The organism is Micromonospora sp. CNZ286, from assembly GCF_014207755.1.
In genome coordinates this window covers 4,861,484-4,884,918 of record NZ_JACHIZ010000001.1, presented here as the reverse complement: position 1 = coordinate 4,884,918, position 23,435 = coordinate 4,861,484, and the positions used below count along the sequence as shown (strand labels likewise).

Here is a 23,435-nt window from a genome sequence, read left to right as displayed (position 1 = left end):
TCAGCGCGGCTCCCACGCGTCCGGCTGCGCGGTCAGCTTGCGCACGTGAGCCGGCAGCCGGCCGCTGACCAGCTCGTCCAGGCTCACCTCGTCGACCACCCGGCGCACCGACGCGCGTACCGCCACCCAGAGGCGGGGCAGATTCTCCGCCGCCCCCTCGTACCGGGTCTCCTCGGGGCGCAGCCCGCGTACCCCGGCGAGCGGACCGTCGACGGCGCGCAACACGTGCCCGATGGTGATCTCCCGCGGCGGCCGGGCCAGCGTGTAGCCGCCCTCGGCGCCGCGCTGGGCCCGGACGACCCCGGCCCGGCGCAGGTCGGCCAGCACCGCCTCGAGGAACTTGCGCGGCATGTCCTGCTCCGCCGCGATGGCCTGGGTGGACAGCAGGGTGGGGTACGCGGTGGCCAGGCTCAGGGCTGCCCGGACCGCGTAGTCGCCGCGCGCGGAGATCTGCACAGTGCCATCATGCCTGGCCGCCCGGCACGGGGGAGTCGGCGGGCGGCCGGGGTCGCACCAGACGGACGGCCAGCGGGCGCTCGCGCTCGGCCCGGAACGTCCCCGGGCTCACCCCGACCTCCCGGGTGAAGAAGCGGCCGAAGTTCGTCGGCTCGGGAAAACCCAGCTCCCGGCCGATCGCGGCGATCGACTCGTCGGTGGCGGCGAGCAGCCGGCACGCCTGCAACGCCACCCGCTCGTCGATCACCTGTTTGGCGCTGCGGCCGGTCACCGCCAGGCAGGCCCGGGTCAGGGTACGCACCGAGCAGCCGATCTGGGCGGCGTAGTCCTCCACCCGGCGGGTGTGCCGGTAGCCGCGTTCCACCTCGCGGCACAGCCGCCGGAACGTCTCCGTCTCAGCCCGGGGCGTCGCGCCGTCGCCCGGGTGCGGCAGCAGGCTCAGCCGCAGCAGCAGCACGGCGAGCTGGTGGCGCAGCAGCGCCGCGGCGGCCGGTACCAGCGCGTGCCGGTCGGCGTCCACGGCGAGCTGGCTCACCTCGCTGATCACCGCGTCCTCGTCCTCGCCGGCGAGCTGACGGTGGGCGGGCACCGCGTCCGGGTCGACGTCGAGGCCGCGCAGCGCGTCCGGCCGCCAGCTCACCACAGTCGCGTCGAGCTGGGCGCCGACGAACCGCAGCGCCTGGCCGGGATGCGCGCGCAGCAGCGTGCCCGGACGGCAGGGGACGGGCCGGAAGTCCAGCTCGGCGGTGCCGTGGCCGTGAGTGACCAGGATCAGCAGATCGCGGTCGAGCAGGACCGGGCGGGGCCAGCCGGGCTCGGCGGCGAGGTCGCCGAGCACACCGGTGACGATCTCGTCGGTGCCGGGGCGGAACTCCGGCAGGCCGGTGCGGGTGGCCGGGGAGGGCTGACCGGTAGTGACCATCATCCCGACGGTAACCGGCCCGCGCGCACGTTGCATCTCGACGGTTTCACCCGCTCGGGCCGCTCTTGTCGGCAGCCGAGCCGGACGGTTAGGTTACCGATCGGTAAGACCCGGGCCGGCGTGCGCTCCGCACCCGGCCACGCGGCCCCGGCCGACCGGCCCGCGGCCGGAAGACGGCGATGGGATGGGCATGACGGATCTGTTCTCGGTCGACGGCAAGACGGTCCTGGTCACCGGCGGCTCACGCGGGATCGGGCTGATGATCGCGCGGGGCTTCGTCCGGGCCGGCGCCCGGGTGATCATCTCCTCGCGCAAGGCGGAGGTGTGCGAGTCGGTCGCCAGGGAACTGTCCGCCGAGGGCCACTGCGAGGCGATCCCCGCCGACCTGGGCAGCGACGCCGGCGCGCTGGCGCTCGCCGAGGCCGTGCGGGAGCGCCACGACCGGCTCCACGTGCTGGTCAACAACGCGGGCGCCACCTGGGGTGCGCCGCTGGAGGAGTACCCGGAGGGCGCCTTCGACAAGCTCTGGGCGGTGAACGTCAAGGCCGTCTTCCGGCTCACCACCGCGCTGCTGCCGCAACTGCGCGCCGCAGCAGGCGCCGACGACCCGGCCCGCGTGATCAACATCGGGTCGATCGACGGCATCCGGGTGCCGTGGATGGAGGTGTACGCGTACTCCGCCACCAAGGCGGCCGTGCACATGCTCACCCGCGGCCTCGCCCACCAGCTCGCCGGCGAGCAGATCACCGTCAACGCGATCGCGCCCGGACCGTTCGAGAGCAAGATGATGGCGTTCGCGCTGGACGACCCGGACTCGCGCGCGGCCATCGAGCAGCAGGTGCCGCTGGGCCGGATCGGCCGCCCCGAGGACATGGCGGGCACCGCGATCTACCTGGCGTCGCGGGCGGGCGCGTACCTGACCGGAGCGGTCATCCCGGTCGACGGCGGGATCACCACGCGCGGCTGACGCGTACCCCCGGGTTGGAGACGGGCCGGGGCCGCGCGGACTCGGCAGATCCGCGCGGCCCCGGGTGTCGCCGTGTCAGCGACCGGCCAGCAGCCGGTTCACCGCGGTGTCGACGTCCAGGTGCTCGGCCTCGCGGCCGCGTGGGACGACGACGTAGGTCCGGCGCAGGAAGCGCACCAGCACGCTGCGCGGAACCTCGAACAGGGCGTTGCCGTCCGGCGACGACAGCGCCAGCGCGACGAAGTCGCCGCGCGGGGTGGCCCACGGCCAGACCCGCACATCACCGATGCCGGCCGGCTCGTCGAGCCCGGTGACCAGCAGTTCGCGAGCGAACGACCAGCTCACCGCCTCGCCGCCGGCGGACTCGGCATGGAACAGGACATGGACCGCATACGGGTCAGCAGGGTCGTAACGCAGACTGGCACGCACCGGCAAGGCGGTGGCGTCAGGCGCGACGAGCCTTAGCGACGTCTCGACCTCTACGGTCGTCGGTCGGATGACACTCATGGACGTTCTCCCCCCGGCACCGCTGCGGAACGCGCGTGTCCCGCTTTTCCCATACTCAGGTGCTGCTCCTGGCTACGCTCCGCCATACGCTGACTTCACCCAGTGGTGGGAAGGGGTTCCGAAAGCCCCCGGGACCGCGTGGCCCCGCGTAGAATTTCCGGTTCCGCCCACTCCGTCGTTCCGCCCGGCAACGGGTGGTTCAGTCGTCGACTTACTCCGGTAACGTCCAGTCGTGAGCAGGGGTGACGGTCCCGCGCGACACTGGGGGTGGAAATGGTCACGAGGGGCTCCTCGGTGACGTCGCGGACCACGGCCGAATCGCCGAAAGGTGCGGTCCGAGCAGCCGAAAGTCGGGGGTACGAGGTGCCGGTGGAAGGGCGGTCGCAAGGCGCTCTCATGGAGCAGCGCCGGCGGCGACGGGGCTGGCGGGGACGCCTGCACACCACGCTCGACCTCATCCGCGCCAACCCCACCGGCCGCGTCGCCCTGAAGATCTTCATCGGCATCCTCGGCGCCATCGTCGTCACAGTCGGTGTCGCGCTGATCCCGCTGCCCGGGCCCGGCTGGCTCCTGGTCATCGCCGGCCTCGGCGTCTGGGCGGTCGAGTTCCACTGGGCGCGACGGCTGCTCGCTTTCACCCGCCGGCACGTCAACTCCTGGACGCGCTGGGTGAAGATGCGGTCGCTGGGCGTGCGCTTCGTGCTGGGGGCGGTCGGGCTCGCGTTCGTGTCGGTGGTGGTATGGCTGTCGCTCAAGTACAGCTTCGGCATCGACGTGGTGGCGGAGGCGCTGCACTACCTCGCGACGCACTGAGGGCCGGTTTTTGGTCCGGGCGGGTGATCGGGTAGAGTCATGCGCGCTGAGGGCGATTAGCTCAGCGGGAGAGCGCTTCGTTCACACCGAAGAGGTCACTGGTTCGATCCCAGTATCGCCCACGCAGGTCAAAGGCCACTTCCCGGCTTCGGGAGGTGGCCTTTCTGCTTGCGTACAGCAGCTTTGTACAGCAGTTCTCGTCAGCGGCTCAGGGATTCGCCGAGGCGCTTGAGTGCGTCTCTCGTCTTTGTCGATGTGACCTGCGTGTAGATCTCCATCGTTACCGAGAAGCGGGCGTGCCTGAGCACCTGCATGGCGACTCTGGGGTGGACGTCGAGGTCGGCCAGCAGTGTGGCGCAGGTACGTCTGGCGTCGTGGACCGTGATCGGCTTGACGCCTGCTTTCTCGCACCTCGTCTGCCAGGAGCGTTGGAAGTTGCGCGGCTCGATCGGTGTGCCGTAGCGGGTGGTGAAGACGAGTCCGCTTTCGTGCCACGCCTTGCCGGCGGCTGCTCTCGCCTCGTCGCGTTGCTCGCTCCGCAGTTTCAGGGCCGTGAGGCAGATGTCGGGCAGGGGGAGGGTGGCGTCGGATGCCTGGGTCTTGGTGTCGCGGTGCAGGAGCTGTCCGCGTACGCGTTGGAGCTGGCGGCCGATGGTCAGTTCCCCGGCGTCGAGGTCGACGTCCTTCCAGGTGAGTCCGAGCGCTTCGCCCTTGCGGAGACCGGTGACGAGGACCAGGGCGTAGGCGGCGTAGAGCGGGTCGTCGTCGGCTTTCGCGGACTCCAGGAACTTCCGTGCCTCGTCGCTCGACCAGGACCTACCCCGCCGACGGCGGACCGTGGCCAGGGTGACCGGCACGGCGGGATTCTTGGTGATCAGGTCTTCGGCCTGGGCGTGGGTGAGGGCGGCCCGCAGCGCGGCCCGGATGTCGCTGACCGTCCGCGTCGACGGGACTGCTTGGCAGCAGCGGCCGACCGCGCAGCAGCGGCGCTTGTGCTTCGGGCGGGCGGCGTCCTTGCCTTGTGCGCAGCACTGGCAGGTGCGGGCGACCTGGTTGATCCAGGTCTGCACGTCGCGGGACTGGAGTCGGTCGAGCCGCTTCGCTCCGAGGCCGGGGGAGATGTAGAGGCGGACGAAGGTTTCGTAGGTGGCGTAGGTCAGGGGTGCCCGGTTCGGCTGGATGATCTCGGTCAGCCAGTAGGTGAGGAAGGTGCCGACCGTCGGCACGCTCGTTGCTACTGGTCCCTGCTTCGCCTGCTGGTGCAGTTTGATCCACTTGTCGTGGACGGCTTCGCGGGTCTTGCCGTAGACGTACTTGCGGGTGCGCCGGCCGTCGGCCTTGGTGACCCAGACGTACGCGGCGAAGCCGTAGCGGTACGGGAAGATCGAGCCTTCGCCGTTGGCTCGGGCGCGTCCGGGCATCAGGCGGCCTCCTGGCGTTCGACCTGTTCGCGGATGTAGTCGTCGACCCATTCGGGGAGGACGCGGCGGTACTTGCCGTCCTTGATGGAGCGCAGCTCGCCGGTGGCGATCTTCATCTTGATCTTGGAGATGCCGAAGCCGAGCAGCACGGCGACCTCAGCGGGGGAGTACCAGCGCGGGGTGAGGTCTCGGCTCATGCGGCCACCCAAGTTTCGTGGGCGAGTTCTTCCCGGCCGATGCGTCTGCTCTCGCGTCGCTGCCGCGCGGCGGTGTTGGCGAGCAGGGCGTCACCTTCGGTGAGCCAGCCGGAGCCGAGGTAGGTGAGGGTGCCGACGCTGATCGTGTCGGCCGGTTCGTCGTCCTCTTCGCGGCGGTAGGTGGTGCGGGTGGCGCGGAGCTGGCCAAAGGTGACGGAGTAGCGGCGGGCTTTGGTGAGGAAGTGGCCGCCGAATCCGAGCATGTGCGCCCAGCGCCGCAGTCCGGTGTAAGGGTTCGGTTTGGTGTCAAGGCTGGCTTGACGGTGGTCGCCGGTTGCGGCGCCGCCGGTCACATCGGTGTGGGTGGGGCGGCCGAGGTGCCAGCAGGCGTCGATGAGGCGGGCGACGTGGTCGCCTCCGGGGTCGGCGTAGTCGTCGATCGTGGCCGTGGTGAGTCGGGTGGAGGAGTGGCCGGTGGCTTCGGTGGCCTTGGTGGCGTACTTGGCGAGGTAGGCGGCCACCTTGCCGTCAGTCAGCTCGCCGCCAACGGTGTTGATGCGTCGGACGTCGACCTGCTCGCCCCAGGTGACCAGCCAGCCTTGCGGCTGGTCGGGGTGCGGGGGTGTGGTGACGGTGATCTGCCGGGCGGCGGCGTGGATCGCGTCTTCCAGGTCGTCGACGGTGATGCCGGCCGGTGGCGGTACGAGGGCGTCCGGGTCGTCGGGGTCAACGCCGTCCAGGCGCAACAGGACGTGGAAGTGCACCGCTCCCCGGCGTTGCATTTCGGCGACCTTGCCGTGGGACACCCGCACGGGCGGCACCCAGCGGACCTTGCCGGAGGCGGTGACGATGCCGAGCTTCGGAATGCCGCGTCGACGGCACGTTGCGCCGACGTGGCGTTCGGCGGCCTGTTTGGTGCGTCGCCACAGCTCGCCGGAGAAGTGGTTCCAGACGACCTGGTGGGCGTGGTCGTTGCAGTCGAGGCACAACGGCTGGCCGAGCCGCGGATCGTCGGCGTCGTGGCGGGCGAAGCACGCTATGGGCTGCCCGTGCGGGCAGGTTCCGGCGTTGCTGCGGGCGCGGCAGGGGGCGGGTCGGCAGTCGCAGCGCTGCCGGTGGCGGCAGGTATGACGGGGAACGTGGCGGTGGTGGACCGGGCTGAAGGACGGGGCGGTGAAGGTGGCGAAGACGACCGGGTGTCGGCCGACCGAGGCGGGGATGCCCTTGCCGCCGGTCAGGCCGCGACAGACGACTTGGTAGGCGTCGCCCTGGTAGACCCAGGCGCAGTCGGGGCACGCCGATTCGCGGCGGTTGCCGCACGCCTTGTACAGCGTCCGGTCGGGCAGCTCGTCGGTGTGCTGCTCGCTCAGGACTCGGCCGGTGTTCCGGTCGACGGCGGCGATCGTGCCGCTGAGGCGGACCGGGCGAGCACAGCCGCCGGCGGGGCGGGTGTGCTCCAGCCAGCCGGAGAACTCCGGCGTAGCGGCGCGGTGCAGGGCCTGGGCGTCACGACCGGCGGCGAGGCCGGGGCGGTAGGTGGTGAATATGGCTGTCTCCTCTTTAGGGGTGGCAGGGACGGGAGACGAAGCACCACCAGCCGTGGACGCCTGTCCGCTGGTGGTGTTCGTCGTGTCTCCTGGCACCGCCGAGAGGGCGGCTGACGCCGGAGGGCGGAATCGTGGCGATGCCACTTCCCGCCGATGGGTCATGTCCTTCCACGCTCGAGGACTCGGTGATCAAGTGCCGGCACGGGTAGGGAGCCTGGGATATCGGCATCCGGCGGGTTGCCGCAGGCTGCCCCCACCCGTGGAGGTGCGCGAATCCGGGCCATCGTGGACGGCAGGAGGACCGTGCCGGGCCGCTCAGCGGATTCGGAAAGCCGGCATAGCGCCGGTGCGATCGAGAGCCGGCGGGGGCGTGGCCCGCATCGGCGGCAGTAAGGCCGCTCGGCATCTCCGTCATCGAGTCCAGCGATCCGGCGGGAAGGCCGCGCCAGCGTCCTCGACGAGCGCCAGAGTAGCACCGGGTACCGACACGTCAACGTAACGCGAAACTGACGTCGAGCAATCAGGTTCGGTTTGCCTGCAGAGCGATGCGGTTGACGACCGCTTGCTGAACCGGACCGGTGTACTCAGTGAGGGTGAAGCGGCGATGCCCATCCGTGGGTTGCACGGTGACGGCGAGAGCGCTTCCGTCTTCGAATCGCAGCGTGAAGACCGGATCGAGTTCGCAGAGGAACGCAAACGCCTCGCGGTCCTCGTCGCTTGCGCTGACGAGGCGGCCGTCGGCCTCCCAGCCGCCGGTGACGGCGGCAATCACGATGGCCACCTTGACGCTGCCGAGGACGGTGGATGAGTTCGCCCACCAGTCCAGCCAGCACCGGCCCTCGAAGCGTTCCATGCCGTCATCTTTGCAGGGCGGCGGCGAAACGGTGGGGTGTCCTATGCGACCCGGACCCCGTTTTCGTGCGTGGCCGGGCTGACTGCCGGCTTGTGTGGGAGGACTTTCTGTACGTCTATCAAGGCGGCCCGCAACGGGCCGCACGCGCCGCCGCCTGGGCGCGCGTCCGTCGCTCCGCTGGCGCTCCGACTCCGGCCACGCAACACGCCCGGCGGCTGGCGCGGATAGCGGGAAGCCCGGAGGGGCCGTCGCATGACGACAGCAACGTTGACCGGGTGAGAGGTTGGGCCGGCAGCCGGCCGGGCCGCGCGGCCACGAGCCCGCGCGGCGTAGGGGAGCGCACGCCGGCCGCGTGGGCGAGCTGTGGCGGCTGCGGGGTTGCGGTTACTGCGCCTCCGGCGGGGGCGCTCCGGCTCCAGGATGGCCGGGGCCCCGTCGGCGGGTCACGGTCCGTGGGTGGTTGCAGTGGGCCATCCCGCCTGCCATCGACCCGGGCGAGCCGAGCAGACCACCGCCCGACCCGCCAGCGTCCATCGGGCGTCAAGGTCCGCTTGACGTGGCGGGCCGGGCGGTGGCCCGCTCCCCGGAGGGCGGGTCGATGGCCGACGGGATGGCGAGGTGGGCACGCGGTGAGGTCAGAAGTTCGTAGCCAGTTGCGGTGAATGGTGTTTGACTCGTGCTGGTGATCGATAATGGGAAGCTGTGTGCGTGTCTCGCGGCCTATTGGGGACTGGCGGACGCGGCGGTTCAGGTGCACAACGGCGGAATGAACTCGGCGACGTGGTTCGTCTCCGAGGGCGGTGAACGGTGGGTAGCCAAGGCGGTTGCGCCGGGATCGCGCCGTTCCTTCATGGGCGGCCTTGAGGTCGCGGCTCACGTCGAGGCGGCAGGCGTTCCGGCGGGCACCCCGGTAGTGACGAGGCACGGAAGCGTCGTCGCCGATGTCGACGGAGTGCCACTCGGGTTGTTGAACTGGGTCGCAGGCAACGGGCTGCTTGGCAGGAGCCCGGACGAGCAACGGCTGATCGGGGCAACCCTGGCGCGAGTGCACGCAGCGCTTAGAAGCGTGACGATCAAGGATGCCGATCGGTTTGACTGGGTCGATGCGCGGGCACCACATTTGGCAGTTCGTCCTTGGGTTCGACCCTCAGTGGCGGCCGCCCTTGCGGGGTACGAGGCGCTTGATGTCGGGTCTTTGTCGTGGGGCCTGCTACACACCGATCCGGCTCCAGAGGCATTCCGGCTCGACCGCAAGACGGGAGAGTGCGGACTGATCGACTGGAGTATCGCGATGAGCGGTCCGCTGCTGTACGACCTCGCGTCGGCAGTGATGTATGTCGGAGGCATCGATAACGCGGACTACCTGGTGGAGGCATACCTAGAGAGCAAGACGATGACGCGCGCCGAGGTGGAACACGGCTTGCTGGCCATGCTCCGGTTTCGGTGGGCGGTGCAGGCTGACTACTTCGCCCGTCGCGTCGTTACCGACGATCTGACCGGAATCACGAGCGCAGCCGACAACGAAGTGGGCCTGGAGAATGCGCATCGATGGCTCGGCCGCTTGGCGGCCAAAGAGCCTTCGGGGGCACACAGGGGGCACAAGACAGCGTGAAACGTCGGCAACCAGCCACTAACAGCGTAAGCCCAAGATGTGGCGTGACAAGCCTGCCGACTGGGTCGCCGCCGGTCATGCGAGCGCCCGTCTATGTTCCGCTTCAACGTCTGAGCACCAGCGCAGCGCGGGTGCCTAGGATTTGCGGGTGACCCCGACTCATCACGCCGTTGAGATGGAAGACCTGCCCCGGCTGCGCAGCTCCTGGACGATGGAGCCGACGTCGAGGACCCGGACGAGCACGGCATAACTCTGCTGCATCATGCCGTGGATGTAGAGGGTGATGGTGCCCTCCAGAGAGGTGGGCCTCTCCACGTGGAGGTGACCGTCCTGCTGCTGATCCGAGGTGCGAGGCTCGACGTCGTCGATCGGGAAGGCCGCACGCCCTTGGACTACGCCCGAGCTAATGGACATTGGCCGGCCATCGAGCTGTTCGAGGCATGGCGGCGTCGACAGCAGCCGTGACAGCAACGGGCCTGGATGGACCCGGCCGGGGTCGGTGTAACACGGACGGTCGATCGAGGCGACGGTCCGGGACGCCGCCGGATGACGCGCCCGGAACTACAAGCGAGGGGTCGAACGCCGGGGTGGTGCGACCAGCAGATGCCGACTGTCGCGCAGGTGATGGGGTCGGCGCGGATACTGGCGAGGTGGTGGAGAAGCAGGCGACGGAGTTGACCCGGTGGACCATCCACGGCGAGCGGGTCGTGGACGACACCCGGCGGGCGCGGCTGAGTATCGCCGAGGTGGAGTTGCCGGACGGGGTGCGTTTCGAGCAGTACGTGATCCGGGCTCCCCGGTCGGCCATGGTCGCCGTACTGGACGACCGGGAGCGCTTGCTGTTGATGCGGCGGCACCGCTTCGTGTTCGACCGGTGGGTGTGGGAGTTGCCCGGCGGCTATGTCGATGACGAGGAGCACCCGGCGCAGTGCGCGGTGCGGGAGGTCGAGGAGGAGACCGGCTGGCGGCCCCAGGCGGTGGAGCCGTTGCTGTCCTTCCAACCGTGGGTCGGCACTGCCGACGCCGAGAATCTGCTCTTCCTCGCCCGGCAGGCCGAGCACATCGGCACACCCGTGGACGTCAACGAGGCTGAGCAGGTCGCCTGGATTCCGCTCGACGAGGCGTACGGGCTGGTGTCCCGGGGTGAGATCGTTGGTGCCGGCACGGTGATTGCAGTGCTGGAGCTGGTCGCGCGCAAGGCCCGCGGGGAGCTGTAGGGGTCAGCGTCGGGGGCCGAGGGTGGCGTCGATGCGGCCGCTGAAGTGCCGGACGGCGGGTAGTCGCCGGTGTGGAGCGAGTTGGGATTGCAGGTCGCGCAGGTAGCGGACGGCTCTGGCGGACCGTAGCTGGCTGGTCAGGGTCAGGGCTTCTGCGCCGATGGCGCAGGCCCGGTCGGGTTGTCCCTGGTGGGCGTGGACGCTGGCGAGTAGGGCGAGGTTGAAGGCTCGGCCGCGTACGTAGCGGTTGTCCATGCGCAGGGATCGGGCGGCGAAGCGTTCGGCGTGGGTGGTGTGGCCGAGGGCGTGGAAGCAGTGTCCGAACTTGGCTGACAGGTACGCCTCGTCGAAGTAGCTGAGCCATTGCGGGTCGGTGCTGCGGTCGGCGCGGTCGAGGGCTTGTTCGGCCTGATGCAGGGCGGTGGCGCAGGCTCGTTCGTCGTTAGCTTTGGCCAGGGCGTGGGCTTCCATGACGTGGGCTTCGGCGGTCAGGACGGGGATTCCGGCGCGGCGGGCGGTTCGGCCGGCGGCGCGGGCGAGGTCGAGGCCGGTGGCGGTATGGCCGAGGTAGGTGGCCTGGTGGCTCATCGCCGCGAGGATCTCCGCGCCGAGGCCATCGTCTCCGGCGGCGTGGGCGAAGTCCAGGGCGAGGGTGAGGTACCGCTGGGCGATGCCGTGTTCGGCGGTGTCGTATGCCTGCCATCCGGCGAGCTGGGCCAGTTCGGCGGCGGCGCTGAGCAGCCGTTGACCGGTGGGGTGGTTGTACCGGCCGTCGGTGAGCAGCGGGGTCACCTCCTGGTGGAGGTAGCGGGCGACGGTGTCGCGGGCGTGCCCGCCGCCGTACTGGTTGTCCAACTGGCGGTAGGTCGCGGTCATGGCGCGGATGGTGTCAATCTCGGGTTGACCCACGGTGTTGCGTCCGCGTTGGGTGACCGGGGCCGGATCGGGGGCGGTGAGCCAGCGCAGCGCCGGCAGAGTATAGCCGGCGGAGCTGAAAGCCATCTGCCGGAATACGTCTCGACGGTTCACGTCACCTCGCCAAAGCTCTGCGGCACTGCGTACGTCGTCTTGCCAGGTCCGCTTGGCCGGCGGCTCGCAGGGGATGCGTTGTTCAGGAGCGGCCGGCGGCGCGGCCTGCCGGGGTGCCAGGCCCATCGTGATCCGCGCCTGGTCGGGCATCCGGCAGCCGTCGGCGATCCGCTCCAGCACATCGATCGAGGTGACCTTGCGTCCGGCCATGATCCGGCTGACGTAGCCCTGTTCCAGCCCCACGGCGGCCCCGATCCGGCTCTGACTCGCCCCGGTGAGACGGGTGATCCAGCGGAACAGCCTGCCGATGTCGCGGGCTGCCAGGACGGTCAGCACCTCGCCATGCGACCACGCATCCTCCGGTATCCGCAGCGGATCGAGCAGCACGGCAGCTCCCAGCGTCGCGTTCCGACTACTCAAGGTGTTCCGGCCGACAGCCTATGGCGACTCGTTCCCGCTGGTCGAGCCGTCCCATGTCACCGTGACATGACCGCTGGCCATGGAACGGGCCCCCGGTCGGACGCGATCGTCGGCGCATGTCCTTCGATGTCGAGAACCCGCCCGTGGAGCCGCCTGCCGGGTGTCAGCACCGTCTGCTGTGGCGACTGGCCCGCGCACTGTGGGAGGCCCACCGACCCGACAGCGCCGGCTTCTGCGTGGCCACCGGCTGCTGGCACACCAACCAACGCGACCCCTGTCGGCTGGCCCAACTCGCCCAGGAGGGGATGCGAACCGCCTGCGGCGAAGCCACCCCGGCCTCGCCGCCCTGGATCGTCGTCACCCGAGAACGCCTGGCGGCCGGGGACATCGACCCCGTGGATGCCGTCGCCGAAGCCCTCTGGCACCACCGCCACACCCGCAGGCCGGGGCGGTGACCGATGGGAGTCATCTACACCTCGACAGCCTTCCGTGAGTACGCCAGGGCGCAGGTGGCCCACGCGGACATCCTGTTGACCAAGCACTCCGAATCGGCCCTGAGCCTGTGCCGCTGTGGTCGACTCCATCCCTGCGACGACCGCCAACACTGGCTACGGATGCGTGCCCACTTCGGGCGGTTCCTCGTCGACGGGCGGTACAGCAACGAAGTACAGCAACCCCACCCACCGAACCCGCCCACGAACGGCCCCAACACGCCGGATGACCTCGCATGACACCCGGTCCGACCGGCTCGCCGACAGTTCACACCGAAGAGATCACTGTTTGACCCCACGGGTGCCGTGGGTCCAAGGCCCCTTCCCCGAGAAGTGAGCAGCGCGGGCATCCACGTGCGAAGAGTCGGGGTACCGTCGATGGGGTGGCGGCCGGCTGATTAGCCGGGCCTCTTGAGCTGGGAGCGGCGCTATGGCCTCGTCCGTCGATCCGCGCTTTGGGGTAGCTCTGCGTGAGTTTCGGGAGCGGCGTGGTCTGTCGCTTCGGTCTCTCGGGCAACTCGCTCATCGGAGTAAGAGCCATCTGCACGAGTTGGAGGCAGGGCTCAAGGCTCCGACGGTCGACACAGCGCGCCACCTGGACCGGATTCTCGACGCCGGGGGAGTGCTTGCTCGGCTGGTCGATGCGCCGATCGACCATGCGGCCGAGGCCGGCGAGTTGCGAGCGAGAGTCGCCGCCAGTGATGTCAGCAACGACATGCTCGAACGGATCGAGCAGGGCGTTGACGACCTCGCCAGCTCCTATCCGACGATGGCACCGGCGGATCTGTTGCCGTTGGTGCGGCGGCACCTCTCCTATGTGGTGCGGCTGCTCGACGGACGGGTAACGCTTGCTCAACAGCGTCGGCTGTTGGTTGCCGGCGGTTGGTTGGCGGTGCTGCGGGCCACGGTTCACATCGACCTGCGGCAGCGGAATGCTGCGGCTGCTCACCTGCGAGCTGCTCGTGACCTTGCTGAACATGCTGAGCATCCCGAAATTCAGGCGTGGTGTCTGGAGACGCGGGCTTGGGACGTGTTGACACAAGGTGACTACCGTTCAGCACTCGATCTTTCCCAGCAAGCTCAACGGGTTGCACCTCAGGGCAGCTCTGCCAGGATTCAGGCGACTGCTCAGGAGGCCCGTGCGTGGGCTCGCATCGGAGACGTTGCTGCCACCCGACGAACGCTGGACCGGGTAGAGCGATTGGCGGCGAATCTTCCCGTTCCCGAGCGAGCCGAGCATCACTATCGCTACGACCCTGCCAAGGCCGCCGCCTACACGGCCACGACTTTGGCGTGGGCCGGTGACCCGGGCGCCGAGCAGGTGGCTCGGGCCGTACTGGCCGATCTGGATCCGCACGGCGATGGGGGAGCGCGGCCACGCCGGTCGGCATCGGCGCGTCTCGACCTCGGACTTGCCCTTGTCGCCGCCGGTCAGCCGGACGAAGCGGTTGCGCTCGGGACGCAGGCCGTGGCATCCGGGCGAGTGGTGCCGTCGAACTGGTGGCGAGCCGCGGAACTGCTGGCAAAGGTCGAGGATCTCGGAGTGCCCGAGGCCGCGATGTTCCGTGAACTGTGCGTCGAGTATGCGCCGAGCCGACGATCAACAGCGGACAGCACACCTGGTTAGCGGACAGTCACCTTCTGGATCGTAGACGCGCGCGGCGCGACGCTGGACCTCACTGAACCGGGCGCGGATCGAGGCACATCAGTAGGTGCCCCTTCGTGCTCTCATCACGGAGGGCCAGAAGATGACGGTGCCTATCGGGCTCCTGCGGCGACTCGTAGGCCGGCACCTCCCGTCGATTCCGACGGCGTACGGCGTCGGGCAGCGCATCCAGATGATGGAGCAGGACATCGCCCGGCGGCGGTTGCTGGACCAGGCGCGAGGCGGGCAACAGGCCCCGGCGGGCGCCGGGGACACATCGATGTCGCGAGAGCGGCGCGTCTCGTATGACGACTACCTTTCTGCCACCGCGCTGACTCTTGCTCGCAGGCACCGGCCGGTGTGGTCGTGGCGGCTCTGGCGGCGCATCTGCCGCTGCGGAGACGACCTCCCGTGCCGCGTCCGGCATCGGATACCGATCAATCGGGGCCACTGGCCGTCGGAGGGTGAGCAGTGACCAGCGAGCAGGAACAGGCGATCGTCGCGGTTCACGTACCAGGGCTCGACGGCATGTGTGCCGGGTGCCGGGCGTGGTGGGCGCGGCTCACGCCGTACCCGTGCTGGCAGGTGGAGTGGGCGACGAGCCGGCAGGCGCGGGCGACCACCGCGCGGTTCCTGGAGGGGGTGCGGTGACCACCCACGGCCCGGTCATGCCGGTCTGGAGCTGCGGTGGCTGCGACCTGCCATGGCCGTGCCCGACCCGCAAGCGGGAGCTGCGCGCGGAGTACGAGGATGCTCCGGTGTCGCTGGCCCTCTACCTCGGTGCCTACCTCGTCCAGGCCACCGAGGACATGCCCTGGACGCCGGCGGGGGTGCTGCACTGTCGCTTCCTCGGCTGGACCAGGGCGGCCGACCAGCCCATGCCAGCAGTACAGCAGCGATGTACAGCAACCGGGCCAGCCGAACCGAGCCGGGCAGCGCGTGATCAGCCCGTCTGATCTCATATCAAGCCTGATCCGATCGGCTCGCTGAGAGTGCACACCGAAGCGGTCGGCGCGACTTCCGCTGTCGGCCTCAGTGCTGCCCGAGAGCTCGAAGGACATAGCCTGGCTCTACGTCAGACGCTGCCACGTCAGGCAGTACGAGAGACGCGGTACCGGGACGCGAGTGCAGCTCAACGTAGGCGCGGGTTGCGGCCACGACGTAGCCGCGACACAGAACCTCTACCATGTCGCCTTGGCGCAGGTCGGTCAGACTACAAGACCCGGACACGATCAGTGGGCGGCCCGTGACGTCGAAGACGTGGGCGATCACCATCTCGAAGCGCGGTTCCGGCACCAGCCGAGTGTAGGAACCGTTGGCGAAGAGGCCGTCTTACGTCCGCCGCAGCCACCCGCGACACTGGCTCGTATGGTGCGCGGCCCACTTGGGCCTGCGGATACTGGTCGGATGACCATCGAGTTTCCCGCACCCACCGTTCCGGCCGCCGGTCGTACGGAGGTGTTCCTGCGCTACCTCGACTACTTCCGGGACACGGTGGTGGCGAAGGTGCTCGCGCTGTCCGAGGACGACGTGCGCCGCAGCGCGCTGCCGTCCGGGTGGACGCCGCTGGAACTGGTCAAGCACCTGCGGTACGTGGAGCTGCGCTGGATCGAGTGGGGATTCCAGGGGCGCGAGGTCGGCGACCCGTGGGGTGACCGGCGAGACGAGCGGTGGTTCGTCGGGCCGGAGGAGACCCGGGCCGACCTGCTGGCCGCGCTGCGCGCAGGGCCGGCACACGCGGGCGGTGGTGGAGGGCAGCGACCTCGACGCGATCGGCGCGCCCGGTGAGCGTTGGAACGGCGCCGACCCGGCGTCGCTGGAGCGGGTGCTGTTCCACCTCGTGCAGGAGTACGCCCGCCACCTCGGGCACCTGGACATCGTGGCAGAACTGGCAGGCGGCCCAACCGGCGAGTAGTAGATCGTACTGCTCCCGCCGCCGGGCCTCACCCGAGTCGGCTGTCCGCGCGGGCGGCGGCGACAGCGGCTGCCATCCGGGTCAGGCGTGCGCCCTGGAAGCAGGCCGTCTCGAGGACAGCTTTGACGTACTCGGGATCCCGGCTGGCGCGGCTCTCCACCAGGCTGACGCCGTACGGGTTTCCGCCGGCGGCGTGAGCGGTGTCGTAGTTCAGGTAGCCCGTGGGGAGGATGATCGACCCCCAGTGGTGGAAGGTCTGGTAGAGGCTGAGCAGGGTTGCCTCCTGGCCGCCGTGTTCCTCATAGGTGGCCGTGAAGCCGGTCGCCGGCTTGTCGGCCAGTTCCTCCGCCTGCCACGGGACGGTCGTGGTGTCGAGAAACTGGCGCAGCTGGGAGCAGATGTTCCCGAAACGGGTCGGCGTGCCGAAGGCGTACCCGTTGGCCCACCGAAGGTCGTCCAGGGTGGCGACCGGGATGTCGGCAGTGGCGTCGAGGTGGGCTCGCCACTGCGGCTTGGCATCGATGACGTGCTCCGGTGCCAACTCTGCCACCCGGCGCAGGCGGACCTCCGCGCCGGCGTCGGCGGCTCCGTCGACAAATGCCTGCGCGAGCCGGTGCACAGTGCCGGTGGCGGAGTAGTAGATGACGGCGATCCTGGCATCGGTGTGCATGGTGCCTCCTGGGGTCGGCTCGGTTCTCGGTCAACCGTGCCGATCAGGCTTACCGTTCGCTGACCATCCCCTTACCGACGCCGCTGAACGGCTGTTCGTCGAGGTCGAGCTGCGCGCCGCGGCTCATTTCGGCGGCGAGTTCGTCGCTGCCGAGCGCCTCCCGGAGGCGGACGGTGATGCGCTGGACGTCATGTTGCTCCCCGGAAGGAAGCGGCGCTCCGGCGGCCTCGCGCAGCGTCCGCGCCGCGGCGAGCAGCCGCGCGGCGGTGCGACTGTCACCGTCGAGACTGATGGCCCCGGCCAGGCCCTCGAGAGCCAGGGCGACCGCCCGTTGATCCCCGGTGGCGCGCGCCGCGTCGAGCGACTCACGGTGGTGGCGCTCGGCGAGGACAGCATCACCGCGGTGCTCCGCGATGAATCCCAACTCGGCCAGCGCGAGCGCGCAGCCCGGCAGGAAGCCGGCGCGGCGGTTCCAGTCGAGGAGGTTTCGCTGCTGGGTCTCGGCGGCGTCGAGGTCGCCCCGCCGTCGCGCGATCATCGCCAGGCCCGTGCCGGCGAAGGCGGCGGCTGAGCGGCTCGACTGTTCCTGCGCCACCTGTAGCGCGCGGTCGTGACTGACGGCGGCCTCGTCGAGGTCGCCCCTCAAGATGGCGAGCCGGCCGATGCATGCCAACTGCCGGGACACCGACGTCCACAGTCGCAGGTGTTCGGCGATGCGCAGCGCCTCCCGGTAGCGCGTGGCGGCGCGATCGTAGTCGCCGTGGATCTCGGCCAGGGTTCCCAGCAGGCTCGTCGGATGCACCTGTCCCCAGCGGTCGCCCACCTGCTCGAACAGCGACCGGCTGGTCTCGCAGTCACGCTGCGCGGCGGGCAGGTCGCTGCGGAGTACGAGCGCGAGGTCCGCTCGGATGGCACAGGCGGCAGCGATGCCCCACCGGTCCCCGCCGGCGCGGAACGCCGCCAGCGCCGCGTCGACCAGGACGGCGGCCTCGCCCGGATCTCCGGAGCCGAGCATCATGAAGGCGAACAACCACTGCGCGAACGCCTTCTCCGGCCCCTCGGTGTCCTGGTAGCTCTCCAGGATCCGCTGCCGGGGAGCGGTCGGATCGCCGTCCCGGGTGGCGAGAGCGGTCAGCCACATCTCCGCATGTCGCCGCAGGCCGTCCGGCGCGACGTCGTCCTCACTCCTCGGGACGATGTCCAACGCCGTCCGCAGTGACCGGCTCACCTCTCCGAATCGACCCCGGAGCAGGCGGTACCAGGACAACGAGGTGGCGAGCGCCAAGCCGACGCGAGCCTGACCGTCGGTGGCGGCGACGTCGAGTGCCGCCCGGAGGTTGGCGCTCTCGGCGTCGAGCTCACGTAGCGCACGACTCTGATCGTGACCACGTAGCCGTCCGGCGGCCTGCTCGGCGAGACGGGCGAAACACGTGGCGTAACGGCGACGAGTCGCGGACAGTTCGGCGGCGCTGTCGAGCTGTTCCAGACCGTAGGCAGCCACCGTCTCCGGCAGCCGAAAGCGTCGCGGAGTCTCGCCGTGCCGCACCATGACCAGCGATCGGTCGATCAGGCGTGCCAGCACGTCGAGCACCTCGTCAGATGCCACCTGCCCGCCCCCGCACACCTGCTCGGCGGCGCCCAGGGTGGCGCCGTCGGCGAAGACCGCGAGCCGGCGCAGCACCGCGCGTTCGGGAGGTGACAGCAACTCCCAACTCCAGTCGATCACGGCGCGAAGCCCCTGCTGACGCGGGGGCGCGGTGCGCCGGCCGGATGACAGCAGCCGGAAGCGACCGTCGAGCCGTGCCGCCAGCTCGCCCGGGTCGAGAACGGCCAGGCGGGACGCGGCCAGTTCCAGCGCCAGCGGTACGCCGTCGAGACGCCGGCAGATGACGGCGACCGCGTCCGCGTTCCGCTGATCGACGGTGAACCCCGGCTCGGTGGCGCGGGCGCGGGCTACGAAGATCCGAACCGCCGGAGCCTCGGCGATCTGTCGCGCGCCGGCTCCGGGCTCCGGCAGGCCAAGCGGCGGCACCGGAAAGACGACTTCGCCGGGGATCCCGAGCGGCTCGCGGCTCGTCGCCAGGATGCGCAGGTCGGCCGCGGCGCCGAGGAGTTTCTCGGTCAGTCGAGCGACCGGCGCCACCACGTGTTCGCAGTTGTCGAGCAGCAACAGCATTCGCCGACCCCGCAGCGCGGTGACCAGCCGGTCCATCGGCTCGCGCGGTGGTCGGTCCCCGGGCAGGCCGGGCGGACCGTCGTCCCGGATCTCGAGCGTCGCCGCCACCATGTCGACGATCTCGGTGCAGGTCGCGTGGTCGCCGCTGTACTGCTGGCCGGCCAGCTCGACGAGCCACACTCCAGCGGGGAACGTTTCACCCAGCGCACGGGCGGCCTCGATCGCCAGCCTGCTCTTTCCCACCCCACCGAGACCGGTCAGGGTCACCAGCCGCTCGTTCGTCAGCCGCTCCCGTACCGCCTCGACGGCCGTGTCGCGCCCGATCAGCCCACCGTACGGACCAGGCGACAGGGGCGCCGGCAGGTTGGTTCGGGCCGGAGCCGACGCCGGTGCCGGCGGCTGGAGGGCGGGATCCTGGCGCAGGATCGCCCCGTGCAGCTCGACCAACTCTCTGCCGGGATCGATGCCGAGTTCGTCGCGCGCCTGCCGACGGAACTGCTCGTAGGCGAACAGCGCCTCATGCTGGCGTCCCGAGCCGTACAGCGCGCGCAGGTGCGCGGCCCGTAGTCGCTCACGCCACGGGTGGCGCGCGACCAGGTCGCTCAGTTCCCCGGCCAGCAGGTGGTGCTCACCAAGATCGAGCCGGGCTTCGGCCAGTTCCTCCAGCGCGGTCAGGCGCTGGTCGTTGAGCCGCTCGACCGCCTGGCGGACGAATCGCTCGTCACTGAAGTCGGCGTACGGGGAACCGCGCCAGAGCGACAGGGCCTCCGTCAGCGTCGCCGCCCGCACGGCCGGCTCCCGCTGTGCGCCCGAACGTAGCAACAGAGCGGCGAAGCGACCGGCGTCGACCGATTCCGACGGCGTCCGTAGCCGGTAGCCGGCTTCACCGGACTCGACCAGCGCACGGCCACCCGCCTCGCCCGCCCCCAGTGCGCGGCGCAACTGCGACACCTTGGTCTGGAGCGCCCCGAGCGCGTTGCCGGGCGCCTCGTCACCCCAGAGATCTTCGATCAGCCGGTCGGCGGTCACCGGGCGTCCCTCATGAATCAGCAGGTCAGCCAGCAGACCACGCACTTTGAGGCCGGGCACGGCGACAGGAGTGCCGTCCGACGTCCACACCGCGACGTCGCCCAGCACTCCGAACCTCATCGCTTCACACTAGCCAGCCGGCTGTCCCGCCCCGCGAACGTCCGCCGACCGCGGGTCTGCTCACCAGAAGCGGTGCGGGGTCACCGACGCGTACGTCAGCCGGTCATCAGTCGACGGTAAGGAGCCCCGGGCAGGCTGAACCGAGCCGACACCGGAGGAACGACATGGATCAGCTACAGCGGCGCCGAGCCGCTCACCGTCCCAGGCAGCTCGCACCAGGGCGGGTGGCCACACCCTGGCTCGCCCTGCTGGCCGGTCCGCTGTCGTTCGGGATTGCCGCACCGGCACTGCTGCTCGACGACCTGGCGCGCGCAACGGGTAGCGGGGAACAGGCCGCGGCCGCCGGCGTAACCGCCTTCGGCTGGGGGATCGCGTTGGGGACGCCGCTGCTGGCGGCGCTGCTCGCCCGTCGCGGCGTAGGAGCGGTCCTGACCGTCGCGTCCGCGCTGGTGGCCGCGGGGACGCTCCTCCTCGTGCTGATCCCGAGCGTGCCGGCGATGGTGGCCGGTGCGGCGGTGCAGGGACTGGGGTCTGCCGGACTCACCGTGACGGCGATGAAACTGGCCGACTCGGCCGGGCAGATGGGCGTGGTCGCCGCGTCGCTGGCGGTCGTCGGGGCCACCGGTCCGCTGACCGGGGCACTGATCGCCGACCTCTCGTCGTGGCAGGTGGCGCTGGCGTTGCCGCTGCTGGCGGTGCTCGCCGTGCCCGCGGCTCGCCGCGGCACCACCGCAGCGGACGCGGTGCCGGCGCCATTCGATTTCTTCGGGATGACCATCCTGGCCATGCTGGTCACCGCTGCCGTCCTCATTCCGCACCGACCGCTGGTGGCCGGCCCGGCCACCGTCGTACTGCTGCCTCTGCTGGTGTTCTGGATGAAGGTCCGTCCGGACGGCTTCCTGCCTGCTGCGGTGGCACGGAACGGCCGGTTCCTCGCGGCGTGCGCGCTGGCCTTCGCGCTGGGAGTGGGGAACTTCGCCCTGCTCTACGCCGCGCCGGACCTGCTGCGACAGCACGCGGGATGGGCAGGCACCCTGAGCGGGACCGTGCTGCTGGCGCCGTACCTGATCGGCGGCATCTGCTCCGGGTTCCTGGTCGCGGCATCCGTGCGAGTGTCACGCCGCGTCGCGGCCGCCGCGTTGCTCGTCACCGGCGCCACCGCGCCGCTGCTGGCGGCGGTCACCACCGCCGTACCGCTGCTGCTTGCGGCGATGACGCTCGGCTCCTTGGCCGCCGCGACCGGCCAAGGCGTACTCGCCCTGCACGCGGCCGGCGTCGTGTCCGCCTCCCACCGGGCCGAAGCCCTGGGTCTGTTCAACCTCGCCTACCTGCTCAGCGTCGCGATCGGACCAGTGGTTGCCGTGACGCTCTCGCACCCGACCGCTTGAGGGCCCCGACGCGCAGTTCAACGTCGGCCGCCTCGGCGTCGTGGCCTGCTTGGCGCACTGTTCGAGAGGATCTGGACCACTCCTGCCATGGCTGAAATGATCCGGACGTGAAGGCTGATGCCACAGGCCGACGCAGCCTGGACGAGGTACGCGAATACCAGGTGACGCGACTCAACCACGCCTTGCGACGGCCGGGCATGTGGGGCGGCGAGACCGCCTTGCGACTGTTGATGGACGCGGTGGCCTTCGTCGACGGGCTCGACGAGGTCTGGCAGGCAGAGTGTGAGCAGCTCCGTGCGCGGGGAGCCGTCAATTCGCTCGGTGTGCGCGGAGCCTTCTCCGAGATCCTGCCCGGATACCGCGACGACGGAGCGGTGGCCTCGGTCTACGCCGACATCGCCTGGCGGCATGGCTGGCTCAAGGTTGATCGGACGCTCTCCGCCGATGACTTCCAGCGGCTACGTGACGAAGCCACCCGCTGGTGTGCCCAAGACCGCTACCTCGATGAGGCCCTGGTCGAACTCGGGGCACCCGCCGTGCTGTTCGGCGGTGGCAATCCCTGCTATCCCAAGACCCTGGCCTACGCCGCCGACCGCGCCACTGGGCTGATCTGCCTGCACTTCGCCGGCACGTGCGACTGGAACACCACACAGCCACAGCCGGAATCCCCGCCGGTGCTGCTGGCGATCCGCCACGGCGACGGCACCTTCGCGGACACCTTCACCCTCACACCGACAGGCTCCACCTACCGCTACGAAGCCGACCGTTGACCAGCCGCACACGAGGTTGAGTTCCTGGATCATCGCAGCGCGTTGAAGAAGGCGCGCAGGTCGGCAGCGAGCAGGTCGGGCTCTTCCTGGGCGAGGAAGTGGCCGCCGACGCTGGGCTCGCGCCAGTGGGTGAGGTTGGCGTAGGTCCGTTCGGCGAACGACCGGGGCAGACCGGCGTCCTCGACGCTGACAGTGATACCGGCGGGCACGGTGACCATCGGCAGGTGTGGGGCCAGGTGGTCGTCACGGTAGGGGCGGAAGGACGTGCCGATGCAGTTGGTGACCCAGTACAGCATCACGGTGGTCAGCAGCTCGTCGAAGCCGAAGCGGCGGGAGATGTCGCCGCCACAGTCGCTCCAGCGCTGGTACTTCTCGATGACCCATGCGGCCAGGCCGGACGGCGAGTCGCTCAGCGCGGCCGCAAGGGTGTCGGGCCGTGTCTCCTGGATGATTCCGTAGCCCCAGTCGTCTTGGGCCTTCGCGTCGAGCTTGGCGATGAACGCCTCCTCGGCCGGGCTGAGGTCACCCCTGCGGTCCGCCGGCGGGAACTTGATGTGCTGCGAGAAGACCCCGATGACCCGATCTGCGTGGCGGGCGCCGAGCCACGTCGACACGCCGGATCCGACATCGCCACCGTAGGCGCCGAAGCGGTCGTAGCCCAGACGGGTCATCAGCTCGGCCCACACGTCCGCGACGGCCGCCTCGGTCGTCGGGCCCTCGGCGAGTGGTCCGGAGAAGACGAAGCCCGGCAGGCTCGGTATGACGAGGTCGAAGTCTGCGAGCCGGGACACCAGGGGCAGCATCTCCGTGTACGTGCTGGGCCAGCCGTGGGTCAGGATCAGCGCCGTGGCGTCGGGCGATGCCGAGCGGACATGAACGAAGTGGATCGGCGTGCCTCGGACCGTGGTGACGAACTGGGGGTATCGATTGAGGGCACGCTCGACCGCACGCCAGTCGAATCCGTCGAGCCAGTACCGCACCAGATCTGCCAGGTACCCGGGGTCGGTGCCGGCGGCCCACGGCTCTCCCGGGGCGGCCGGCGCGAGCCTCGTCCGCGAAAGCCGAGCGCGCAGGTCGTCCAGGACGGCTTCGGGCACATCGATGCGGAAGGGCGTCACCCGATCATGGTCCCATCGCCAGGAGTCACTCGGCAGCCGCCCGAACGGGCAGGCTGCCGCACGGCGATCGGCAGCCACGATCCGGGAGACTCGATCGCCGATCCGCCGGGGAGCGTGATTCAGGCCGGAACCGCTGCGAGGCGGCACTATCG

At 70.1% G+C, this 23,435-nt stretch carries 24 protein-coding genes and 1 tRNA gene; 13 read left to right on the top strand and 12 right to left on the bottom strand.

Going from position 1 to position 23,435, the window contains the following annotated elements; translation table 11 throughout:
- Entirely contained in the window at window positions 1-456 is a 456-nt protein-coding gene (locus tag FHX31_RS21375) for an RrF2 family transcriptional regulator (protein WP_013284925.1), read from the bottom strand.
- A gap of 7 nt (window positions 457-463) precedes the next feature.
- A complete protein-coding gene (locus FHX31_RS21370) occupies window positions 464-1,381 on the bottom strand; it encodes a helix-turn-helix transcriptional regulator (protein WP_013284926.1) in 918 nt (305 codons plus the stop codon).
- A 187-nt stretch (window positions 1,382-1,568) separates the two neighbouring features.
- Between FHX31_RS21370 and FHX31_RS21365 the strand changes: the two genes are divergently transcribed.
- Window positions 1,569-2,345 (top strand): glucose 1-dehydrogenase, encoded by a 777-nt coding sequence (locus tag FHX31_RS21365; RefSeq protein WP_184977081.1) that lies wholly within the window; start codon window positions 1,569-1,571, stop codon window positions 2,343-2,345.
- Between the two features lie 75 nt (window positions 2,346-2,420).
- Here the strand turns inward: FHX31_RS21365 and FHX31_RS21360 are convergent, their stop codons facing one another.
- Window positions 2,421-2,852: an SsgA family sporulation/cell division regulator gene (locus FHX31_RS21360; protein ID WP_007457244.1), complete on the bottom strand. Its 432-nt coding sequence runs from the start codon at window positions 2,850-2,852 to the stop codon at window positions 2,421-2,423.
- 273 nt (window positions 2,853-3,125) lie between these two features.
- Between FHX31_RS21360 and FHX31_RS21355 the strand changes: the two genes are divergently transcribed.
- Both FHX31_RS21355 and FHX31_RS21350 read left to right on the top strand, forming a co-directional pair.
- The gene (locus FHX31_RS21355; RefSeq protein ID WP_184977080.1) at window positions 3,126-3,665 is read left to right on the top strand and encodes a TIGR02611 family protein; all 540 of its coding nucleotides are present in this window, start codon (window positions 3,126-3,128) and stop codon (window positions 3,663-3,665) included.
- A gap of 50 nt (window positions 3,666-3,715) precedes the next feature.
- Window positions 3,716-3,787, top strand: a tRNA-Val gene (locus tag FHX31_RS21350).
- A gap of 78 nt (window positions 3,788-3,865) precedes the next feature.
- Here FHX31_RS21350 and FHX31_RS21345 read toward each other — a convergent pair.
- The 4 genes from FHX31_RS21345 to FHX31_RS21330 all read right to left on the bottom strand — a co-directional run bounded on the left by FHX31_RS21345 (window position 3,866) and on the right by FHX31_RS21330 (window position 7,683).
- The gene (locus FHX31_RS21345) at window positions 3,866-5,086 is read right to left on the bottom strand and encodes a tyrosine-type recombinase/integrase (RefSeq protein ID WP_184977079.1); all 1,221 of its coding nucleotides are present in this window, start codon (window positions 5,084-5,086) and stop codon (window positions 3,866-3,868) included.
- Complete coding sequence (locus FHX31_RS21340) at window positions 5,086-5,283, bottom strand: excisionase family DNA-binding protein (protein ID WP_184977078.1); 198 nt, start codon at window positions 5,281-5,283, stop codon at window positions 5,086-5,088. Before FHX31_RS21340 ends, FHX31_RS21345 begins: the two co-directional genes overlap by 1 nt.
- Window positions 5,280-6,830, bottom strand: a complete 1,551-nt coding sequence (locus FHX31_RS21335) for a replication initiator (RefSeq protein ID WP_184977841.1) — start codon at window positions 6,828-6,830, stop codon at window positions 5,280-5,282. Before FHX31_RS21335 ends, FHX31_RS21340 begins: the two co-directional genes overlap by 4 nt.
- A gap of 520 nt (window positions 6,831-7,350) precedes the next feature.
- A complete protein-coding gene (locus FHX31_RS21330; RefSeq protein WP_184977077.1) occupies window positions 7,351-7,683 on the bottom strand; it encodes a hypothetical protein in 333 nt (110 codons plus the stop codon).
- Between the two features lie 676 nt (window positions 7,684-8,359).
- Here FHX31_RS21330 and FHX31_RS21325 point away from each other — a divergent pair.
- Window positions 8,360-9,295, top strand: coding sequence for a phosphotransferase enzyme family protein (locus FHX31_RS21325; RefSeq protein WP_114919826.1), 936 nt, complete (start codon window positions 8,360-8,362; stop codon window positions 9,293-9,295).
- Window positions 9,296-9,457: 162 nt separating this feature from the next.
- Here the strand turns inward: FHX31_RS21325 and FHX31_RS21320 are convergent, their stop codons facing one another.
- Window positions 9,458-9,766 (bottom strand): hypothetical protein, encoded by a 309-nt coding sequence (locus FHX31_RS21320; RefSeq protein WP_162881519.1) that lies wholly within the window; start codon window positions 9,764-9,766, stop codon window positions 9,458-9,460.
- A 179-nt stretch (window positions 9,767-9,945) separates the two neighbouring features.
- Here FHX31_RS21320 and FHX31_RS21315 point away from each other — a divergent pair, with 179 nt between their 5' ends.
- A complete protein-coding gene (locus tag FHX31_RS21315; protein ID WP_114919827.1) occupies window positions 9,946-10,512 on the top strand; it encodes an NUDIX hydrolase in 567 nt (188 codons plus the stop codon).
- Between the two features lie 3 nt (window positions 10,513-10,515).
- On the opposite strand, the gene FHX31_RS21310 is transcribed toward FHX31_RS21315, so the two are convergent.
- The gene (locus FHX31_RS21310) at window positions 10,516-11,928 is read right to left on the bottom strand and encodes a helix-turn-helix domain-containing protein (protein ID WP_114919828.1); all 1,413 of its coding nucleotides are present in this window, start codon (window positions 11,926-11,928) and stop codon (window positions 10,516-10,518) included.
- 149 nt (window positions 11,929-12,077) lie between these two features.
- Here FHX31_RS21310 and FHX31_RS21305 point away from each other — a divergent pair, with 149 nt between their 5' ends.
- From FHX31_RS21305 to FHX31_RS32790, 6 genes are all read left to right on the top strand, one after another.
- Window positions 12,078-12,416, top strand: a complete 339-nt coding sequence (locus FHX31_RS21305) for a hypothetical protein (RefSeq protein ID WP_114919829.1) — start codon at window positions 12,078-12,080, stop codon at window positions 12,414-12,416.
- Between the two features lie 466 nt (window positions 12,417-12,882).
- Window positions 12,883-14,079, top strand: a complete 1,197-nt coding sequence (locus tag FHX31_RS21300; RefSeq protein ID WP_184977076.1) for a helix-turn-helix domain-containing protein — start codon at window positions 12,883-12,885, stop codon at window positions 14,077-14,079.
- A 489-nt stretch (window positions 14,080-14,568) separates the two neighbouring features.
- The gene (locus FHX31_RS21295) at window positions 14,569-14,748 is read left to right on the top strand and encodes a hypothetical protein (protein ID WP_030270948.1); all 180 of its coding nucleotides are present in this window, start codon (window positions 14,569-14,571) and stop codon (window positions 14,746-14,748) included.
- Window positions 14,745-15,053: a hypothetical protein gene (locus FHX31_RS21290; RefSeq protein ID WP_047890957.1), complete on the top strand. Its 309-nt coding sequence runs from the start codon at window positions 14,745-14,747 to the stop codon at window positions 15,051-15,053. Before FHX31_RS21295 ends, FHX31_RS21290 begins: the two co-directional genes overlap by 4 nt.
- A gap of 451 nt (window positions 15,054-15,504) precedes the next feature.
- Window positions 15,505-15,885 carry a mycothiol transferase gene (locus tag FHX31_RS21285; RefSeq protein ID WP_402881586.1) on the top strand — a complete coding sequence of 127 codons (381 nt, stop codon included), beginning with the start codon at window positions 15,505-15,507 and terminating at the stop codon, window positions 15,883-15,885.
- Window positions 15,845-16,012: a mycothiol transferase gene (locus tag FHX31_RS32790; protein ID WP_402881588.1), complete on the top strand. Its 168-nt coding sequence runs from the start codon at window positions 15,845-15,847 to the stop codon at window positions 16,010-16,012. The genes FHX31_RS21285 and FHX31_RS32790 overlap by 41 nt, the downstream gene beginning before the upstream one ends.
- Before the next feature lie 28 nt (window positions 16,013-16,040).
- On the opposite strand, the gene wrbA is transcribed toward FHX31_RS32790, so the two are convergent.
- Both wrbA and FHX31_RS21275 read right to left on the bottom strand, forming a co-directional pair.
- Window positions 16,041-16,682 carry an NAD(P)H:quinone oxidoreductase gene (gene wrbA, locus FHX31_RS21280; RefSeq protein ID WP_013285078.1) on the bottom strand — a complete coding sequence of 214 codons (642 nt, stop codon included), beginning with the start codon at window positions 16,680-16,682 and terminating at the stop codon, window positions 16,041-16,043.
- 49 nt (window positions 16,683-16,731) lie between these two features.
- Entirely contained in the window at window positions 16,732-19,995 is a 3,264-nt protein-coding gene (locus FHX31_RS21275) for a BTAD domain-containing putative transcriptional regulator (protein WP_184977075.1), read from the bottom strand.
- Window positions 19,996-20,231: 236 nt separating this feature from the next.
- Here FHX31_RS21275 and FHX31_RS21270 point away from each other — a divergent pair, with 236 nt between their 5' ends.
- Together FHX31_RS21270 and FHX31_RS21265 are read left to right on the top strand one after the other, a co-directional pair.
- Entirely contained in the window at window positions 20,232-21,395 is a 1,164-nt protein-coding gene (locus FHX31_RS21270) for an MFS transporter (protein WP_374535377.1), read from the top strand.
- A 107-nt stretch (window positions 21,396-21,502) separates the two neighbouring features.
- Window positions 21,503-22,165, top strand: coding sequence for a hypothetical protein (locus tag FHX31_RS21265; RefSeq protein ID WP_184977073.1), 663 nt, complete (start codon window positions 21,503-21,505; stop codon window positions 22,163-22,165).
- 29 nt (window positions 22,166-22,194) lie between these two features.
- Here the strand turns inward: FHX31_RS21265 and FHX31_RS21260 are convergent, their stop codons facing one another.
- Window positions 22,195-23,430 carry an epoxide hydrolase family protein gene (locus tag FHX31_RS21260; protein ID WP_486481696.1) on the bottom strand — a complete coding sequence of 412 codons (1,236 nt, stop codon included), beginning with the start codon at window positions 23,428-23,430 and terminating at the stop codon, window positions 22,195-22,197.
- Window positions 23,431-23,435: the final 5 nt, after the last annotated feature.

Coding starts and splice junctions, on each gene's coding strand:
- FHX31_RS21370 (WP_013284926.1), bottom strand. CDS start 1,381: ATGATGGTCACTACCGGTCAGCCCTCCCCGGCCACCCGCACCGGCCTG.
- FHX31_RS21365 (WP_184977081.1), top strand. CDS start 1,569: ATGACGGATCTGTTCTCGGTCGACGGCAAGACGGTCCTGGTCACCGGC.
- FHX31_RS21360 (WP_007457244.1), bottom strand. CDS start 2,852: ATGAGTGTCATCCGACCGACGACCGTAGAGGTCGAGACGTCGCTAAGG.
- FHX31_RS21355 (WP_184977080.1), top strand. CDS start 3,126: ATGGTCACGAGGGGCTCCTCGGTGACGTCGCGGACCACGGCCGAATCG.
- FHX31_RS21345 (WP_184977079.1), bottom strand. CDS start 5,086: ATGCCCGGACGCGCCCGAGCCAACGGCGAAGGCTCGATCTTCCCGTAC.
- FHX31_RS21340 (WP_184977078.1), bottom strand. CDS start 5,283: ATGAGCCGAGACCTCACCCCGCGCTGGTACTCCCCCGCTGAGGTCGCC.
- FHX31_RS21330 (WP_184977077.1), bottom strand. CDS start 7,683: ATGGAACGCTTCGAGGGCCGGTGCTGGCTGGACTGGTGGGCGAACTCA.
- FHX31_RS21305 (WP_114919829.1), top strand. CDS start 12,078: ATGTCCTTCGATGTCGAGAACCCGCCCGTGGAGCCGCCTGCCGGGTGT.
- FHX31_RS21300 (WP_184977076.1), top strand. CDS start 12,883: ATGGCCTCGTCCGTCGATCCGCGCTTTGGGGTAGCTCTGCGTGAGTTT.
- FHX31_RS21285 (WP_402881586.1), top strand. CDS start 15,505: ATGACCATCGAGTTTCCCGCACCCACCGTTCCGGCCGCCGGTCGTACG.
- wrbA (WP_013285078.1), bottom strand. CDS start 16,682: ATGCACACCGATGCCAGGATCGCCGTCATCTACTACTCCGCCACCGGC.